21 protein-coding genes and 3 pseudogenes are annotated in these 17761 nt (G+C 53.9%); 13 read left to right on the forward strand and 11 right to left on the reverse strand.

Annotated elements, in window-relative coordinates; all coding sequences use genetic code 11:
* The first annotated feature begins 75 nt into the window (after positions 1-75).
* A complete protein-coding gene (locus tag KI388_RS07185) occupies positions 76-468 on the forward strand; it encodes a hypothetical protein (RefSeq protein WP_215088643.1) in 393 nt (130 codons plus the stop codon).
* A complete protein-coding gene (locus tag KI388_RS07190) occupies positions 465-1352 on the forward strand; it encodes an SDR family NAD(P)-dependent oxidoreductase (RefSeq protein ID WP_215088644.1) in 888 nt (295 codons plus the stop codon). The genes KI388_RS07185 and KI388_RS07190 overlap by 4 nt, the downstream gene beginning before the upstream one ends.
* 106 nt (positions 1353-1458) lie before the next feature.
* Here KI388_RS07190 and KI388_RS07195 read toward each other — a convergent pair whose 3' ends face one another.
* The gene (locus KI388_RS07195; protein WP_215088645.1) at positions 1459-1647 is read right to left on the reverse strand and encodes a ribbon-helix-helix domain-containing protein; all 189 of its coding nucleotides are present in this window, start codon (positions 1645-1647) and stop codon (positions 1459-1461) included.
* Between the two features lie 243 nt (positions 1648-1890).
* Between KI388_RS07195 and KI388_RS07200 the strand changes: the two genes are divergently transcribed.
* Positions 1891-2220: a hypothetical protein gene (locus tag KI388_RS07200; RefSeq protein ID WP_215088646.1), complete on the forward strand. Its 330-nt coding sequence runs from the start codon at positions 1891-1893 to the stop codon at positions 2218-2220.
* 369 nt (positions 2221-2589) lie between these two features.
* Here the strand turns inward: KI388_RS07200 and KI388_RS07205 are convergent, their stop codons facing one another.
* Together KI388_RS07205 and KI388_RS07210 are read right to left on the reverse strand one after the other, a co-directional pair.
* Entirely contained in the window at positions 2590-3048 is a 459-nt protein-coding gene (locus KI388_RS07205; protein WP_215088647.1) for a hypothetical protein, read from the reverse strand.
* Between the two features lie 3 nt (positions 3049-3051).
* Positions 3052-3591, reverse strand: coding sequence for a hypothetical protein (locus KI388_RS07210; RefSeq protein WP_215088648.1), 540 nt, complete (start codon positions 3589-3591; stop codon positions 3052-3054).
* Positions 3592-3742: 151 nt separating this feature from the next.
* On the opposite strand from KI388_RS07210, the gene KI388_RS07215 reads away from it, so the two are divergent.
* The 4 genes from KI388_RS07215 to KI388_RS07230 all read left to right on the forward strand — a co-directional run bounded on the left by KI388_RS07215 (position 3743) and on the right by KI388_RS07230 (position 6116).
* Positions 3743-4027, forward strand: a complete 285-nt coding sequence (locus tag KI388_RS07215; RefSeq protein WP_251133232.1) for a hypothetical protein — start codon at positions 3743-3745, stop codon at positions 4025-4027.
* A gap of 535 nt (positions 4028-4562) precedes the next feature.
* Entirely contained in the window at positions 4563-4715 is a 153-nt protein-coding gene (locus KI388_RS07220; protein WP_215088649.1) for a phage terminase large subunit family protein, read from the forward strand.
* Between the two features lie 55 nt (positions 4716-4770).
* Positions 4771-5184, forward strand: coding sequence for a TRAM domain-containing protein (locus tag KI388_RS07225; protein WP_215088650.1), 414 nt, complete (start codon positions 4771-4773; stop codon positions 5182-5184).
* A 173-nt stretch (positions 5185-5357) separates the two neighbouring features.
* The gene (locus KI388_RS07230) at positions 5358-6116 is read left to right on the forward strand and encodes a hypothetical protein (protein WP_215088651.1); all 759 of its coding nucleotides are present in this window, start codon (positions 5358-5360) and stop codon (positions 6114-6116) included.
* Between the two features lie 122 nt (positions 6117-6238).
* On the opposite strand, the gene KI388_RS07235 is transcribed toward KI388_RS07230, so the two are convergent.
* The gene (locus tag KI388_RS07235; RefSeq protein WP_215088652.1) at positions 6239-6970 is read right to left on the reverse strand and encodes a hypothetical protein; all 732 of its coding nucleotides are present in this window, start codon (positions 6968-6970) and stop codon (positions 6239-6241) included.
* A gap of 325 nt (positions 6971-7295) precedes the next feature.
* Between KI388_RS07235 and KI388_RS07240 the strand changes: the two genes are divergently transcribed.
* The gene (locus KI388_RS07240) at positions 7296-7889 is read left to right on the forward strand and encodes a hypothetical protein (protein ID WP_215088653.1); all 594 of its coding nucleotides are present in this window, start codon (positions 7296-7298) and stop codon (positions 7887-7889) included.
* Between the two features lie 8 nt (positions 7890-7897).
* On the opposite strand, the pseudogene KI388_RS15295 reads toward KI388_RS07240, so the two are convergent.
* The 4 genes and pseudogenes from KI388_RS15295 to KI388_RS07255 form a co-directional block, all read right to left on the reverse strand.
* A pseudogene (locus tag KI388_RS15295) lies at positions 7898-8013 on the reverse strand (7-cyano-7-deazaguanine synthase); the annotation flags it as partial.
* A gap of 117 nt (positions 8014-8130) precedes the next feature.
* Complete coding sequence (locus KI388_RS07245; RefSeq protein WP_215088654.1) at positions 8131-8382, reverse strand: type II toxin-antitoxin system HicA family toxin; 252 nt, start codon at positions 8380-8382, stop codon at positions 8131-8133.
* On the reverse strand, positions 8383-8643 hold the full coding sequence (locus tag KI388_RS07250) for a hypothetical protein (protein WP_215088752.1): 261 nt from the start codon (positions 8641-8643) through the stop codon (positions 8383-8385).
* A gap of 105 nt (positions 8644-8748) precedes the next feature.
* A pseudogene (locus tag KI388_RS07255) lies at positions 8749-8880 on the reverse strand (7-cyano-7-deazaguanine synthase); the annotation flags it as partial.
* Between the two features lie 98 nt (positions 8881-8978).
* On the opposite strand from KI388_RS07255, the gene KI388_RS07260 reads away from it, so the two are divergent.
* Positions 8979-9548: a FaeA/PapI family transcriptional regulator gene (locus KI388_RS07260; RefSeq protein WP_215088655.1), complete on the forward strand. Its 570-nt coding sequence runs from the start codon at positions 8979-8981 to the stop codon at positions 9546-9548.
* Complete coding sequence (locus KI388_RS15635; protein ID WP_345777403.1) at positions 9541-9978, forward strand: hypothetical protein; 438 nt, start codon at positions 9541-9543, stop codon at positions 9976-9978. The genes KI388_RS07260 and KI388_RS15635 overlap by 8 nt, the downstream gene beginning before the upstream one ends.
* A 17-nt stretch (positions 9979-9995) precedes the next feature.
* On the opposite strand, the pseudogene KI388_RS15300 reads toward KI388_RS15635, so the two are convergent.
* A pseudogene (locus KI388_RS15300) lies at positions 9996-10159 on the reverse strand (7-cyano-7-deazaguanine synthase); the annotation flags it as partial.
* Between the two features lie 136 nt (positions 10160-10295).
* Here KI388_RS15300 and KI388_RS07265 point away from each other — a divergent pair.
* Complete coding sequence (locus KI388_RS07265) at positions 10296-10823, forward strand: sugar-specific transcriptional regulator TrmB (RefSeq protein ID WP_215088656.1); 528 nt, start codon at positions 10296-10298, stop codon at positions 10821-10823.
* Between the two features lies 1 nt (position 10824).
* The gene (locus KI388_RS07270; protein WP_215088657.1) at positions 10825-11265 is read left to right on the forward strand and encodes a hypothetical protein; all 441 of its coding nucleotides are present in this window, start codon (positions 10825-10827) and stop codon (positions 11263-11265) included.
* A gap of 532 nt (positions 11266-11797) precedes the next feature.
* Here KI388_RS07270 and KI388_RS07275 read toward each other — a convergent pair.
* Complete coding sequence (locus KI388_RS07275; protein WP_215088658.1) at positions 11798-12112, reverse strand: hypothetical protein; 315 nt, start codon at positions 12110-12112, stop codon at positions 11798-11800.
* A gap of 1256 nt (positions 12113-13368) precedes the next feature.
* Here KI388_RS07275 and KI388_RS07280 point away from each other — a divergent pair.
* On the forward strand, positions 13369-15648 hold the full coding sequence (locus KI388_RS07280) for an AAA domain-containing protein (RefSeq protein WP_215088659.1): 2280 nt from the start codon (positions 13369-13371) through the stop codon (positions 15646-15648).
* Between the two features lie 474 nt (positions 15649-16122).
* Here the strand turns inward: KI388_RS07280 and KI388_RS07285 are convergent, their stop codons facing one another.
* A complete protein-coding gene (locus tag KI388_RS07285) occupies positions 16123-17622 on the reverse strand; it encodes a pentapeptide repeat-containing protein (protein WP_215088660.1) in 1500 nt (499 codons plus the stop codon).
* Between the last annotated feature and the right edge of the window lie 139 nt (positions 17623-17761).

The raw sequence follows: 17761 nt of genomic DNA on the forward strand, positions 1-17761 counted from the left end.
CGGCCGCAATGATAAAGTAAAGAGTCTATTCTGCTGGCACCGACTCTTAAGCTACGTCAGATCGAAGAGCGGCGTATGCTACGGCAGTTTCTCGGTGTGCTCGGCGTTCTCACAACGCTCGTTCCGGATCGGATCGTGGACGTATTCGAGGCGATTGCGGTCGAGAACCCTGAGGAAATCACCGTCCATTCGTGGTTTAGTCCCCTGATTCGGGCGGAAGGAATCGTCATTACGCTCGCCGCGCTCCGCGGCGGCCGACTTTACGCGTGGCTGCTGAATGTCACCGGAATCTTTGGTGCCGTCTTGCTTTTCATCCCGCGACTGTACGAGCGCATTGCGGGGCCGCTCGTGTACGAAGACCCTGAGTCAGTGAAGTGGAACGAACACCTCACCGACGGTGTCCGCGTGATCGGCGCTGTGTATGTGCTCCTCGCGCTCTTGGACCGTCGGCGTCGAAACAGGACATGACCGACGATCTCTCTGACCGCACGATCCTTCTCACAGGCGGAACGAGCGGATTCGGACGGGTGGCAGCGGTTGACCTCGCAAACCGAGGTGCGACCGTCGTAGTCGTCGGCCGCGACGAGTCGAAGGGGGCAACTCTCGTAGAACGGTCCACAGACTTTGCCGGAACAATCGCGTTCCATCAGGCCGATCTCGCGTCTCAATCCACCGTTCGGTCCCTCGCAGCAACCGTGAAACGCGAGTACGACCGGATCGACGTCCTCGCTCACAACGCCGGACTCTCGGCCGGGTCGCGGCGTGAGAGTCCGGATGGAATCGAACTCACGCTCGCGGTGAACCACTTGGCTCCCTACCTCCTGACATACGAATTGCTCGACCATCTCCGCGACGCACCCGATCCCCGTGTTGTCATTACCGCCTCAGACATCCATCGGCGAGCGACACTCGATTTCGACGACCTCCAACTGACGGACGAGTACGACTCACTCGACGCGTACGCCCGCTCGAAGCTGGCGAACATTGCGTTCACGATCGAACTTGATGCTCGGCTCCCGGACGACGCCGCAGTCACAGTCAACTGTGTTCATCCGGGGTTCATTCCGTCGACGAACCTGTTCCGCGAGGCGTCGCTCCGAACGCGACTGCTGGTTCGGATTGCCGGGCTGGTTCCGGGTATCGCCACCTCAAAACAGGTGGCCGCCGAACGCCTCCAAACACTTCTCGTGGACCCTCGGTATGGCTCCGTAAGTGGCCAATACGTCGGCAGCGATGGTCCCGAAGACCCCGCCCCCGAGGCAACGAACCAAGCGGTTCGACGGCGACTCTGGCAGATAAGTGCCGAACTGGTCGGCATTACACCCGACTGGCCAGCGTCGACTACGAACTAGCAACTGGTAGCATGCTCACTCCCTGCCTCTGACGTGTCTGTACTTCTCAGAGGAGCGTTGCTCGCGGGACTGCCTAGGCGCACGCAGAGTTGTTCTCGCAGGGAAACTAATGAGATTCAGCTTCGTCCGTCTCAACCCGTCCGTGTCGTCTATCGATCTCATCGAGCATGTCGAGTGTTTTGCGGATCGATGCCCGAACTGCGTCGCTTCGGTTGACGAATTTTCCCTCGTCACCGACGTGTTCGTCGAGGTCATCAAGCAGTTCCTGGGGGATCTCGACGCTGACCTTCGGCATACGCTCATATTCGCAGAGGAATATCTTCATAGTGTCGCATAGCACACCAGACTAGCCTACTGATTCCGATACGGCTTGCCCTGCTGTGAACGGCGTGGTATCTCTGAACTGGTGGATTACGAGAGCCACCAATAGATCTGCGCACTCGGTCGATTTCTGTGGAATGGCCTTCAGAGAGAATTCAAGCGAAAAGTGGAACACACATTTTTAATCGCTACCACATACGATACTCAGGTACATCTTATGCCTGAAAGCGAAACTGAGGACCTCGATTACTATCCTTCAGGGTGGAGCGAGGAGATTCACGATGAATACTACATCGAGTGGATTCTCGATGACGATCAGACAATTTTCGTCCGCCTTGACGGGACGATGGGCGACGGGCAGTATTCCGTAACTCCAATCACCGGGGTGAACGCAGATGGTGAGGAATTCGTCACAAAACCAATGTCCGGGCTGTCACGGACCGACGCGTTCGACGTCGCAGCGACACTCATCTATGCCATGAACGGGGTTGCGGGGCGGCTCAATGGCGAAACTGAATTTACAGGAGACATCAGCGACGAATCCTAACCTCGACAGATCGAATTACTCTCTCCCACGTCGTTTGGACAGACATGTCACGAAAACTCCGGTCGCTCAGCATACGTGATTAGGTCGCGTGACTCGGTATGGCGGAACGTCTCAACTCGGAACGCATACGCATCACCCGTACGTATGCCTACAGCGGCCTCATGAACTTTGATCAGAAGCGACGATGGTCACCGGTAGGTTTCGACGCTGACACCGGGAATAGTGGCAAAGTGGCTGTCGCCAGCAAGGACAGACTCGTCGCTCTTTGAACTGATCTACTCGCCTTTACGATCTTTTCCTTGTCGTATAGGTAGCGCTCCAAGGATCTCACGAGTATTGATCGGGACGGTTTCGAGGTCTCACCGGGAGTTATGATTCATCGTTCGCGTATTGGTAGGTGGGACGGACATCCTTGAGAAGTTCCTCGACGATTTCCCAGAGAATCAGAGAGGGAGTTTCGTGTTCGAATGTGATCCCCCATCGGTCCTCAGTTGTGGTGGTTGAGTACTGAAAATGCGCCTGCCCGAGATCGGGATGGTCCTCGTCTTGGTGCCAGCCGGCGTGAAAGCCCGTGTTCGAGTCAGTATAGTTGACACGGAACCAATCGTCTGGGTCCTGTCGATACCACTTGACAGTCAGTTCCGGCGACTTAAGGCCTGTCGGGGGATCAAGACGAGCCGGATCGAAAATTGCTCGCAGCTGCGTGGCCTCGATATCATCCGGAACGAACTCGACCGTCGAAACCTGTGGCACACGATCGAGGACATCCCGTTTTAGCTGAGCATAGAGGTTCGCGTTCGGATCACCACCGGGATGCGGGACAGACATCCGTTAGCTGTTGGCCTCGGCAGGCTCGGTCGTCGGAGCGAGGAAGTCCCATTCGCGGATAGCGAAGCCGACGATCCGGATACGTCGCTGAAGGTGCTCCCACTCACGGGCGACCTCACGGTGATGGTCTTCCTCGTCAGCGTCAAGGGACTCGTCAGCGAGCGTTCCGCGAAGCTGGTTCGGTGACTCAACGCCGAATTCGTCCTCCCAGTCACGGATCTGCGTCTTCATCTCGGCGAGACGGTCGGTGAGTTCTTCGACAGTGTGCCCGCTGTCTCGAAGCCGCATCGCCTCCTGTATCGCTTGGCGGCGATAATCAGGGTAGTACGTCGTGTGGGTACCGCTTTCGTCACGATGGAGGATGCCATCGTCGACGAGGCGTTCAAGCACGCGTTTGGTTGGCTCGTGTGACCAGTCCGCTTCGGAAGCGACCCAGTTGGCCGTCCGCGGCTCCGACAACTGTCTGGCGGTCATCCGCACACGATCTTCACCCGTCGTTTGGCGTTCCATCAGACCCTTCGAATTCGATTCGTCTCCGGTCATACTACACCGTTCGGACTGTATCTTAATATAGGTTGAGACTATTCGTTCTATATCGAATCAGCTCGTGGGTTGCGAGAACTCCACGACGACGACATCCCGACGCTGCCACTGAGTAGGAACTTTGAGGGGGAGAAGCGGAGAGTGGAGAGTCATGAGTCCGACCGTCCAAGAACTTCAAAACGCGATTCGAGTGGCGACGGGCCGCTTCGAACGGGAAATCAAGGCGTCGTTCACGAAGGAGGAGCTACAAGCTATTTGTGAGGCACTCGGAGTCGATGGCAGCGAGGCGGGGCAATCTTCAACACCGCAGATGCGCCGACTCATCCGGGCGCACGTCGGCATCGCAGAGTCGCCCGAGGCGGCCGACGACTCCACCTTCCGGAAGGCCGATCTCCAAGCGATCGCTGACGGAGTCGGGGCGTCGTTCGAGTCGTAGTCATCGATCGCCCGATCAAGCTGGCTACTGTAGTTCCCGACCCGACTCCTCGAATGAGGTTGCCTTTTCTTGACCGACCCGCGCCCTGTATCTTGTACCGTTACCAGAACATTTCCCTAAATTGGTAGAAATATCAACGGCCAATTCGCACTCTTCAGCGACGAGCAGTTCGGACAATGATCTGTCTGAAGAATACTGAGGTATCCCGAACGCGGCAGTCTACTCTGAAATCTGAAAGCGCTCTATCTCATCTGATCCACAGTTGGGACACTCATCTACGCCCGACGCAAGATTCTCACCGCACTGGCGGCACTCCACGACTACCTCTGTTTCGTCACCAGGCAGTAGCCGAGTAAGTACTGTGCGGACACTCATAGGTTCCAACGTTTTGGTGGCTGTGAGTTAATACTACTGGTGATCTGTGTTCTCCGGAAATTCTGTGCGTTCGACCCGCAAAGCCGCCAAAGGCTTAGGTTCTCTCCCGAATGAAATTCATTTGGAAGGAACACTGTCACACGCTCCTTCCCCCCTTTCCATGAACGCTGACGAATCCTCGGTCGGTCGGTGCCCGGAATGTGGTGCGGAGATCTCGGAAGCGTGGATTCTTGTTGAGTACGAGAAAAACGACGGCACCGAGGGCGTGTGGACCGAGTGTCCGACATGTGAGGACGTTGTAGCCCCGGAGTAGTCGCAGACAGCAGAATAAAGTGCTCTTCATCGCGTCTACAGTGTAAGGTATTCAAATGGAGATTTCAGAGGAACTTCAGTGTCTGTTCTCGGGCAAGGTCGAAGAGCATGATGGGTCATATGTGGTTGAGCTACCGGAGCAAGAGCTCCGTCTTGGGGGGCTACAGGTAGACGAGACGTACCGTGTGGCTGTTCTCCCGGCACCTGCGACCAACGAGGCAAACAACACTGATGCTACTCCGGAGCCCGAGCAAGCGCCACAGACGCCTCCTGTTGAGGAGGGCGAACAACGTACCGTCGAAATCGAAGACATTGGCGACCAAGGCGATGGTATCACCCGTGTTGAGCGCGGGTTCGTCGTTATTGTTCCCGACACTAAACAGACCGAGCGTGTTACTATCGAGATTACCGATGTACGCGAGAATGTTGCCTTCGCGGAAGTTGTTGAGCGCGTCAGTTACTACGAGTAGTCTGAAGCGCCTTTGTTGAACTCCTATTCTTCAGACATATTATCATCTTAAACAGCTGTTGGGTGAAGGGTGCGAACTGATCGCTGTTGTTGCCGCCAGTTTCAGATGGCGTCTTGTATTGGTAACGCGGAGCGCCAGAAGATATTCACCGACTGAGAGGAGGACATACGGCGATGAATATTCCGCCCTCCATTGAGGAATCGAATCGCTTGACCGTCCGCGGTCTGATTCGGGTCGCCATGGCGTTGGCCCTCATCGGTCTCATCTTCTCGTACCCAGGAGCCATTTCATCGCCGTACAGCGATACGGGACTTGCCGGATACTACGATAATCAGATAGTCGAACGAGCTAACGATATTGAATCGATTGAACACTCTGCGGTTACGGACGAAACGAGCGTTTACCAATATAATGAACTGTCTCCCGTTGCCAAGGAGGTGTTCGACAAGACACGGTCTGCTGCGGGCGACTCATTTACGATAGTTCTCTGCCATGAGTGGACACTTATGTGCGATGAGTACTACGAGTCCGATGTCCCCGACGAATTTCAGTACGGTGCCGTGGGGCACAATGTCGATGAAAGCGAGTTATATACCGTGGTCGAAGACGAGGGAGAAGCATATGTTCTTCAAACGGGGGCTCTGGGGCACGCAGACGGGTGGAATCTGGCAGGCCTCCCGCTGGTGATCAGTAGTTCCTTACTGGTGTTATTGGTCTCGGGAGTCCTCGTACACAATACGATTAGACCCCCGGAGCAGAGCGGTAACGGCTTCGCTGCTTGGGATATCGGTGCCGCCTTTCTGATCGGAACCTTCGCTCTCGCCGTTCCCTATCTCCATATGTGGGACATCCTCTCCGTGTACTGGTCCCGTCGGTTGATAACAGGGGGCGTCGCTCTCGGTGTTCTGGTGTACTATTACAGACTCAGGTAGTCGATAGCTCGCTATTTTTCCGTCACGGGGCACCGTCCACCTTACTAGATCAATCAGCGTAATACTGACACACAGTGCCCGATCAGAACATAGGGTGCTGTCAAATCGAATCGTCTAGGATGTCAATCTGTGAGTGTCACCTCCGCTGCGTATTGCATATTCGGGGTTTGAGGGTCGCGGTGTTGGACGATCACGACATACAATGCCTCCCTACAGATGTTCCGAATTGTCGTCTGCACGTCTTCATTTACGTCTTTGCGGACGTGCTCGTCGACGAATTGCGTCGCTGCCTGTTCTGCCTGAAAATAGAAGCCTTCCTCTTCATATGCGGTCCACGCAGTGCGTCCGGTCCACTCGGCAAGCCCCTGGTAAAGCCGTTCCCTGACGACGCGGTCAGCTGCGGTTTCCCACGCCGTGATGAGGTCGTCCGCAACATCCGGAGCGTACCGAACCAGGGTAGTGAAGGGTTTTACAGGTCGCCCGACCGTTTCATGGCTGTCGATCACGTCAAGTGCTCCATTAGCGATCCGTTCAGCAACATCGTCCCCTGCCAGTTCCAAGACTTCTGTCTCAAGGGTTTCACCGTAATCTGTGACTGTGAGCCGAGCTTCGTCACTAGGTTCAGACCACGTTCGAACCGCAATCCACTCCTCACCAGCTCTGATGAGGTGATGAGCTACGTTCCGATCTGAATCATAATCTCGGTTGTGAGCACTAACCGAGATATTACAATCCATTATCGGGTCATCGTGTCTGAGCGCCTCTTTGGCTTTGGCTTCAATTGTTTCGAAGCGGCCGCTATATTCATCGCTCTGGTCACTACCGCCGTCGGTTGGTGTATGTTGTCGCGTCATTGGTAGCACGTGCTAACCGCTGTCCGCACCGCAAACACGCGACGTCCGATGACGCGCAGTTGCGACCCACTCGTCGGGGCTACATTGTGGCGAGCAGTTATGAGATGTGTCTCGTGCATTTCAAAAAAGAAGCCGGTGGCTCTCATATAGTTCCCAAGGACTATCGGGCAACTCACTCGCGGGTCGATTTCTACAGGTTGTAGCGGTGTCATGCGTACTAGCTACAACGGGGTAGTGTGGTGTTTGTACCGAGAACATCGTAATCTGATTCCGATTACGAAAAGCGGGATATTTTATATAGATCTGTTTGTGTACTCTAATTCGGATGAGGACTTCACCAGATCGTGACCGGGGCATTCTGACACGAGACGACCGCGACTACCTGACCGGCCGAAAAAATCTGACAGACGGCAGTGAACGGAACACCCGACAACGGATCCGAGACCGTACTCGAAACGCGCTGTACGATTTAGAATATCTCACGACGGAGCTTGAAGACCGGGATGTGACACAGCTTGTGGTTGACAATGGTGAGCAGGACAAAGCAATCTTCGACGCTACAGAAGACCTGATAGCGTTCGCGTTTCGACTCTGTCAACGACTTCCCGACTCAACAGACCACTCGACGGATGAGTTATTTCGAACGCTGATGTATGATGGCATCGAAAAAGCGCTTGCTGAGGACCACCAGATTCTTGATTTTGATCTTGATCTCAAATATGGAGACCCACGTATTGCAGAGGCAGAGATCCTAGAGGGCCTACACAAAGGCAAACCACTGTCGCTGTCACAGCTCCGCGAAGCGGTCAACAATGGGTATCTTGATGATTCCTATATTTTCAGACCGCTTGACGGCAATGGGTTTCCGAAAAACGTTGATCCCAAGGAGGAACTATCCCACGACGATTACAGATGGTGACCGCCAGACTACGATAACTCCGGCCGCTCAGCGTACGCAATCGGATCGCGTGACTCCCAGCATTCCGAAACGCCTCAAGCCGGAACACACACACATCACACGTCCCGCACGCCAGCTCCTCCTCCCAATCTCAATCGTCTGCTGAAACACGTTATAAAAGGCCGAGCGGCAATAGGATATCTGGGGAAATGGTCCGAGTGTGCGAGAATAAACGGCCGACGAGTCGGTGTCGAGCGGAGCGTCACCGATGCTCGTCGATCCACTCACACCACACGTGGAAGTCGTCGGCTCCACACTGGTCAGCAATCGACTGTAGTGTCCCGGTCGGGATCGCGTCTTCTGACGCCATAGGAACAGTCACGATCCGGACTTCGTCCGTATCTGGTGATTCATACCGCATTTTCAGGTGACTACCGACACGACCGACACGCTTGTACCCGAAGTCGTGGAGGACAGACGCAATCTCGCGCCCAGAGAAGTTCGTCCGGACCATTCACCGCATAAATTCGGGAAGCTCCTTGTCACCGGGCTCCGTCTCTTCGAGGTCCCACTCTTCGATATCCTCATCAGTGACGGGTTCGCCGCCCCCTTCGTGAAGTTCGATCGCCTCCGCAAGCATCCGGAGCGCTTCCGCTTTCGTCTCGCCGAAGGAGGCGACACCGGTCTCGATATCTCTCGCAGTGATCGAGCCGTCATCCTCATGAATGAACTCGACGCCTTCCTTGTTGGATGCGTCGCGTGTCGCACTCGCCATACTCTTCCTTCGCGGACCGCTCGAATAAGCGTTCTGTCGGATGCGACCGAGAGGGTGGACAGACAGCACCGCTACAAAAGCAGAACGCGGACTGGCCGATGAATGCGAAAATTCCGGCCGCTCAGCAGAGCCAATCGGATCACGTGACACGGTATTCCGGAACGCCTCTAGGCGGAATACACACGCATCACACGTCCCACACGCCGGCTCCTCATCGCGGTAACAAGACCACGTCATTCGTACGATACACCAAGCTACGGTAAAACAGAATTAATTCAGTAGACCACAGATATATATCGCTACGAACCGACGTCTGTACTAACGAGGCGACACGCATGGACGTTACTGACATCCCTGAGGAAGCGTACGACGGTGCGGAATCGCCGCCGGACCTCACCGAACTCGAGTCACCTGAGACGCTTCTCAAAGACGGACCGATCCGCGAACGGCTCCTCGATGTCATCACCGGGCTTCGAACTCCCACAAAGGTCTCCGAGATCGCTGACCTCGCTGACTGCGGGACTGAGACTGCCCGAGACTATCTCGCATGGTTCAACGAGATGGGCATGGTCCATCGTCACGACGCGCGGCCCGTCCGGTACGAGCGCAACGACGCGTACTTTCAGTGGCGACGCATCGATCGTATCCGCGACGAATACTCCGAGCAGGAAATCGTTGACCTCCTTACAGACACACTCGACAAAATCGAAGCGTACAGAGCGCAATTCGACGCAGACGATCCGAACGACGTCTCTCTCGTCGACGCCAGTCAAGACATAGCAACTGAAGACGCGTGGGAGGCGCTCTCTGAGTGGAAGACACTCGAACAGCGAGCAGCGCTCCTCGACGCGGCGCGACGTGACCACCCGGCCTCCGGTAGCACTCCCAGTCACATCGATGCCTGAGCAGCCGGGCGATCCACCCAGTACTGGCCCAATCGATGCTGCAGTTCTCGACCGAATTGCTGCTCACCTACTCCGAACCGCCCGATTCGAGAGTGTCCATACACGGCCTTCGTATGCGCCAAACGCTATCGTTGCTGACTACGACCTCGGGTACTTCCCTAGTGGGGTCACGCGCGCGTCGCTTCGAATCCGATGGTTCGAGACCGACGACTTCAGCATCCACTACGCCGAGCAGTATCAGACGAACAATTCGTGGGAGTGTCGATGGGATCGCCACCCTAACGACCACAATACCCGCGAGCACTTCCACTCGCCTCCGGATGTAGCAACACCAGGCGACGATGCTGAGTATCCACCCGAGTGGCGCGACGTGCTCGCCTCCGTACTCTCTCGTCTTGACGAACGGATCGAGGCATTCTGGGCCAAGTAAAATCGACTCGTGGAGTACGAAAACTCCGGCCGCTCAGCATACCCGATCGGATCGCGTGACCCAGCGTTCCGGAACGCCTCAAGCCGGAACGCACACAATCACGCGTCCCGCACGTCGGTTCCTCGTCGCGGTAGCACGACCACGTCACGTCGTACGGCACGCCAAGTTCCAATCCCCGCTCGCAGGTCGCCCCCCGTTCGGGCACGGGCTCTGCCATCGGCCTGCCTGTCCGAGCACCAATGAAACGCACCCTACACGAAATCGCACATATATGATTGATACAAAGATATATTGAGACTCGTTCCGTAGAAGCTTCTATGAGCGAGTTTGACCCGGCTCCTGACTCAGCAGCAGAGACGCCACGCTGGCAGGACAGAACGGATACATTCAGCCGTGTCTACGATGTCGTCCTCGGTCTCACGTCACCAACGACGTACACGAATGTCGCAGAGCTCGCAGACTGCTCTCCGAACGCAGCAAAAAAGCACCTCGATCGCCTCGCAGAGATGGGTATTGCCCGCGCCGATACTGACAGCCGCCCGGCCAGGTACCAGCGACACGACGGATATCTCGAGTGGCAAGAGGCGAGTCGGATCGCCACGGACCTTTCTGTCGATGCGATTCTCAACCGCGTCGAAGCGCTCGAACAACGACGGACAGAATACGAAACCGAATTCGGCACCACCGACCCAGACACCGTTGCGGTGTTCGACGCCAAGGACCACGAGACGATCCACGACCGCATGACCGCAGTAAGCGACTGGCAAGGAGTCATTCGAGATATTCGGCTTTACGAACTCGCCCGGCAACTCTCACAGAACGACGGACACCTGATCCCCGCCTGAGATGAGCCCGCCCCCAGAGGATTCAGCGGCTGGCTCAACGGGTCCACCCGACCGACAAACGTTACGCCTGCTTGAACAACAGTTGACGACGGACCCACTCGTTGCTGCCACCCGGTTCGACCCAGATGCGTACGAACCACGATTGCTCACCGCAACCCTTGACACTGAACGGTATCCCGACGCGGTGGCCACCGCCAGAGTCGATATCCGGTGGTTCACAACCGGTGATTTTTCCATTCACTACGTCGAGACCCGGGGAAATAACACCCACTGGGAGTGCCGCTGGGATCGGCATCCAAACACACACAACACTCGGCTCCATTTCCACGAACCACCAACCGGGACGAACATCTCAGATCTCGACCTTCCTTCGGATCATCCACTCGATGTGTACTCAACGGTGTTCGAAGCAATCGAGCAGCATATCGAGTCGCTCTGGTGAGTGATCTTTCCAACCGAACTGACCACCAGTGGCAATGGATTACGAAAACTCCGGCCGCTCGGCATACCCGTCGGATCGCGCGTGTGCTAGCGTCTCGGAATGTCTCTAGTCGGGACGCACCCATCATTACGTGTTCGCACGAGGTATACAGCACACTGCCACCAACCTCGCTGAACCTGATAGAACACTCAGAGACTAGCAAGCCGAAAGAGTGAGACTCACTCCTCGATGCTACCAACGGCTAACCGTGCGACTGACCGGACATCCTCATCAGAATCAGTTGTAGCAACTTCACGTAGCTTCTCTAATCTTTGCGTTCCACCCCACGTTCTGCGATCTCTGCTGCTATCATCGACGAGACACCACGTTCGTCGTTGGCGACACAACATTCACTGTTGCCAGAGACCCAATTAAAAATAACCCGAGAGACGCCGCGAGAGAGATTTTATCAGCTATTGCGGGGGAGACCACTGAAAATGATCCCAACGGGAGCATGAGGAGACTGTGCGCCACTCAGCGCGTCTTGGGTGGCCTACTCTGACGTGTCTACAATCTCGTCGTAGTACGCGTCCTCCCCAAGCACGACCTGAATCTCACCCGACGGCGCGTACTCGTAATCAGTCCCGTTGAGAACGTACACCTTCCCCTTGTCTAAACGGAGGTCCGCATCGTACACCACGAACGGCCGGACCTCATCGTCACTCATCGACCGATCACGCAGCAAGCCCTTCTGGTACGGCTTGTGACTGTCGAGGTCTTGGATGTGAGTGACAAGCGCCTTCACGAGGACGTTGTCGCCAGAGCCGCTCAGATCGGTGAGGTGGGTGAGACCCTCTCGAACCGCCATTATCGACCCTCCGTGTAGCGCACAGTAATCGTCCCAGTTGTCCGCCCCTCGGGCGTCTCTGCGCCACACCACGGGCAGGCGTCCATCAGCGCTGCCTCGTGCGGCTTCTCACACTCCGGGCACTGTACGGCACCAGGCGTCCGGACACGAGTCGCAGCCGCATCGAGTACGGTCACAAGGGCGTTGCCAGTTCGGCAGATAACGACATCGGCAGGCGGGTAGTAGCGAGCACCGTCGAAATCCTTGTCAGGGAGCTCTGCGGTTACCCCGTCGTTCCAGAGTGTCTGGACGGAGTGGTCAGTCTCGGGGGAGCGCTCAGCGAGGCGCAGCGTGGCGTGAGTGGTCGTGAGCGGCTGGTGCGTCGTCGGGTGGGGTGTGACGGACATTTGTTGTGGTGTTCGGCCGGCGGTGAGCGAGCAGTTCCTCAGTGACTTCCAGGCTCGGGGAGCACAGAACTACAAAATCGGGGGAATGATAAATAACTTTCTGCGATACTTTTACTTATCCTCGGTTTTCGCGGACGTATGTGCGTATATGGGCGCATACGCAGCGCAGATGCGCACATATGGGCGGCTGGGCGGCCGGGTACAGGCACGCTCGGCTGTGTGCCCCGGGTGCGCTCGGCCCCGGGTGCGCTAGCGCATTAATTGACGCGCGTGGTAACCGCGCGGGCGCGATTAACGCACGCGGGCGCTATTAATGCGCGCGCGTTTCGGCGTTATCATAGATAGAAGGTTCTACTGTAAGGGGGCCGAAGGGGGTCCTGCTGTAAGGGAACTCTCTACAGGTGGACCTCTGCTCCAGAAGAACAGCTCAAAACATTCGATATCAAATTCCGCACAAGGTGGTTACGGAGGAGTTGACATAATCTCGGCAAACAAGACATATAGACGGGTTTCCGGATTTAGAGAATGGACGCACTACTCGATCAAATTCAAGAACTGACTCTTGGTAATGTCAGCGGTGATTACTAGCTTGATCCCACCGAGGTACTCGGTTGAGGGCCTCCACGCCTCTGACCACTTCTCACGGAACGGGTCGTGCGTAAGTTCGATATCTGAATGTCGACAAGACCTACACGCTACGCATCAATGGTCCGGACACAGTTTCTGAATTAGGGGCCGGACCGGTATACGAGACTGTTGAGAAGCGTAAACCATCTCCACTGGGAGCCCTCGGTTGGATCACACTCATCATCTTAGGCCACTCCTCGTAACAATAATCTTATTTGTAGGGATATAGAGGTGGTGAAGTAGATGGTATCTATTGATTTGGATTCAATGGTAGATGAATTTAATTCTAGCCGTAACCCTCAGCTGTTTGAAGCAGACAAGCAGAAATTAATTGAAAAAGACGACTGGCGAGTTGATAGCGGAGTTGATGTTCAGGCGATTCGAAGCACACTTTCACAATACAGTGCGCTGTACACGTCAGGGGAACTGCGAATACCGCTACACGAAATGGATTCGCCGGAACTCACGGCGGAGTACATTATTTACAAAAAGACCCGATTCGGGCCAACATACGCATATTACGATACTGACCGTGACAGGCGGAATCGGATTAGCGTCAGCGACGTGGGACAAACTTTGTGCGGATGGCGACTTCGATTCTGGCATCCAGATTTTGAGCCAGATTCTGAACCATCGTTTCAAACATTGTCTGCGGAGGACCAACAACTCATAGAAACGCTACCGGAATCTATCTCCCCGTCATCGTGGTCTAAAAGCCGTGCTGATGATCTTTATGACCATCTACATGACTTCATCAGATCTCAAAAAGATGAAAAGAAACAAACGAAGTTGGAAGATTATCGAGTCCTAAGCCAATGGGAATACAAGCGGAGTCATGGAGGGGTACATGAAGTTGTTCCAGTAGTTAGTACGTCGTCAAACTCGGGGGCAAAACAATGGTATGTTCAGATCCCAGAAGACAGCGATATTCTGGAAAATGATGAGTTTATTTCCGTAGCAACGGACATCTGGATCGACAATGATGTGCTGATTGATTCTCCGCCCGGTGACGAGTCACCAGATACTTTCCCAGTTGAAGCGACCGTAAAAGAAGTTGATTCTAAGGGCTTTACTGTTACACTCCAAAGCGGAACCAATCGAACAGAGAAAGCAGAGCTTCAACGGAGATTTGCGGGAAAAGATGCGCTCCTTGCCATCTACCCGTTGTTCAATCCCGTCCCTCATGATCGTAAACTCAACGGGATTTGCACAGTTCGTGATTCTTCGTCAGAACGAGCGGCGATTACTGGGAATGATGACCTTGAATTCACCCCAGAACGTGCCTTGCGACCCAATTTTCCGGAGTTGAATGAATCTCAGCGGTTGGCTGCGAAACAGGCAATCGCAGCCGATGAAGTTGCATTGATTCATGGTCCCCCTGGTACTGGAAAAACTCGGACACTAATTGCGCTAATCCGGTACTTCGTCCAGCAAGATATGGACGTACTTGCTTGCGCTCACTCAAACCAAGCGACAGACAACCTGTTAGTTGGCGGTTCAACGCAAGAAGACCCGGAAGAAGGGAGTCTACACGAAGCAGCATTGAATGGTGATATGGAGATCGCCCGGATTGGTTCTGGGTCAGAAAATCCGGTCGTTCGTCAACACTACGCCAACATTGCACGTTCGAACGCCGATGTAATAGGGGCGACCATGAGTTCAACAGCGGAGCTTAATCGTAACGAGTTCGATGTTGTAGTTGTGGACGAAGCTTCACAGGCGACAATGCCTGCCACATTTCTCCCGGATCTCGCTGCAGAGAAGATAATTTTGGCTGGAGACCACAAACAGCTCCCGCCGTACGGTTCCCAAGAGCTGCGAGAACGAGAAATGGAGGTATCCTTATATGAGCACTTTGTTGAGCGATACGGTCAAGACTTGCCCGTGATGCTGACTACACAGTACCGAATGCACGAACAGATAGCCGAGTTTCCCAGCGACCAATTTTATGACAGTAACGTAGTCACAGCTAAGAGAGACAGCGACTACACGATGTTTGATTTCTCCCCAGTAGTCGCACATCAAGTCGCCGGTGATGAGGAGAAGGTCCATGGGCGGACGTATACGAACGAACGTGAAGCAGAAGTCGTTGCCCACCACGTCTACGAACTTCGGGAAGCAGGGGTCCCGGAGTCGGAAATAGGAATCATCACCGGATACACAGGCCAAATCCAGACAATACGACAGGAGTTAGATAGACTTGACACGCGTACTGCTGATATCGTCGTGGATACAGTTGATTCGTTCCAAGGGGGTGAACGAGCGGCAATCATCATGTCCTTCTGCCGGTCGAATGAGAGTGGGAACTCCGGATTCCTCTCATTCCCAGATGAAGGACCTCGACGATTGAACGTCGCATTAACCCGCGCGAAGTACAGACTAGTGCTTATTGGCAACTGGGACACGCTCTGTGCTGAAGAACCATCCGGCCGAGCAGATTGTAGCCAGCTCTATAGGGGTTTCAAATCATGGCTCATAGAGCAGGATTGTTTTGAGCCAGCCCCTACATCAATTGTTGACTGAAGTAGGCTAAAAGAATAGAGCGGTATCTCAATATAGAGCATTGATTCTACCTAAGACTATCTTTCTTCGAGGAGAGAATCCCGCCGTTCACGGCGGGCGTGAATCCGACATCGCCTCCACAACCTACGTTCAGCAACAATACGGATATTTAACTAATAGTGTATCGTAGCATGACGTACACCGAGGCGGTCACACCGCCCACTCAAATGCACAATATCGGGACTCCGAGGCCCAGAACGTTCGAGACACACTCTCGAACCGCTGTGGTGTCTCGGTCAAGATAACTCCGAGTCCCCTGCCGGGATAGGAGTAACGGCGGTGTGGCCCCGCCATCGGCCTGTCATGCCGACAGGCCGTGAACCAGCAAATATCCCAACCCAGCGGTGTAGTGCCGTGGGAAGCCTCGCCGTTTACGGCGAGGAGGAGGTCACCTGAGATGTGTTTTGTAACTAGCAATACGCTATGAATGAATGATTAAATAATGTCACGATTGCTCAACACGTATCCTAACAAAACGGTGAGCGCCGTCCCGACATATGTCTGTAATAGCACAATGAATTCAGTTATATTCTGCTTGCTGATATCAATTAATTGGATTTCTCCTTGTACTCCTGATATCGGATGTGGCGGCGCAGTTACAAATGTGACTACACTATAGTACACTGAGTCTCCCTCAATCGGCTGTTGAACCTGTGTACTATACCATAGAGCCGGAAATAATACAAATATTAATGACCATAAAAAAACCCGGGATATCATTACCCCGTGCCCTGTCAACACCCTCGATAAATAGCTACCTAGCCACTGAAATGGGTGCTTGCGGCGCAGCGCCTCTTTCGCTCTGGCACGACGTTGATAAGAGTATAGTTTTTTATGATGATCATCCATCCCTTTTTCCTGAAATACCTTCCGTAGTTTTTCATAGCCCCGTGCTCTATGTTCCCAAAGATTACTTTGAGTATTAATTGGTCTGTGACGGAAACCGGTCCGTAATGGCAACAACATCCCCACAGTCGTATCTGAATTTACTTGAACTTCATTTGGGTTGGCGATCTTGATATGATCTATCGCGGTTTTTGCCAAATTAACATTTCTCAAGTCCGCATCGGAAAGATTAGCACCGCTGAGGTCTGCTCTCGTCATGTCTGTACCATTTAAGATCGGACCTGCAAGATTCTGCTCAGAGAGGTCAGCACCACGGAGATTTGTGTCTGAGAAATCGGCACCATCTAATTGAGCATTTTTTAATTGAACTTCTTTACAATTAGCATCAGTAATATCCGTCTTACAGAATCCAACTTGAGTTCTAGGACCGATAATAACTGGTGGGTGATTCAAACGGCCTGATTCAATATTTGCACCCGTCAACACGGCGTCGTGGAGAGTAGCGCTTCGTAGGTCTGCTTCGACGAGGCAAGCGTCTGTAAGATTAGCGCTTGATAAATCGGCACCTGAAAAAGGTCTATCAAAAAGAGAAAGCCCGTACTCTTTAAGTACACTTTCTTCATCCCATCCTGCAAAAGTTCCATCAACAAATTCATGAGAGAAGTCTGCGTCTCTTAGGTTCGCCTGCCGGAAGTTTGCGTCTGTTAGGTCCGCCTGCCGGAAGTCCGCGTTTCTTAGGTCCGTCTGCCGGAAGTCCGCTTCAGAAAGGTTTGTGTTCCGAAAATCGGCATCACGTAATGCAATATTTCTGAAACAGATAGCGTCTTGAAGCTCAATCCCGTTGAGTTTTGCACCGTCAAGTAGCTCATACGGTTTGTTATCACTCCTTCTATCTGATTTCACCCGATTGTTTTTAAGATTGGTAACAGTTTTATTTGTCTCTTCAGGATCAGCATGCCACCAACATCGGTCTATACCCTCAGTGTCAACAGTTCTTCGCCAGCAACAGCTTTGATTATTCGCCACATTATCATCATAGTTTTCTTCCCATGTGTATTCACAGCGCTGGGCAGTGTGACCTTCTCCCATGGAGTCTATTACAGTATTCTACGTATCAACTCTTATCATGTTTTTTAATCCAACTAAAATTGTGTGATAGGATCGACACATTGAGTCTACTTTGATCTGCTGTGCTTTGTGCGCTGTTGAATAGCGCCGCCTAAACGAG

It is taken from the genome of Halorubrum sp. 2020YC2 (assembly GCF_018623055.1).
In the GTDB taxonomy this organism is placed as follows: domain Archaea; phylum Halobacteriota; class Halobacteria; order Halobacteriales; family Haloferacaceae; genus Halorubrum.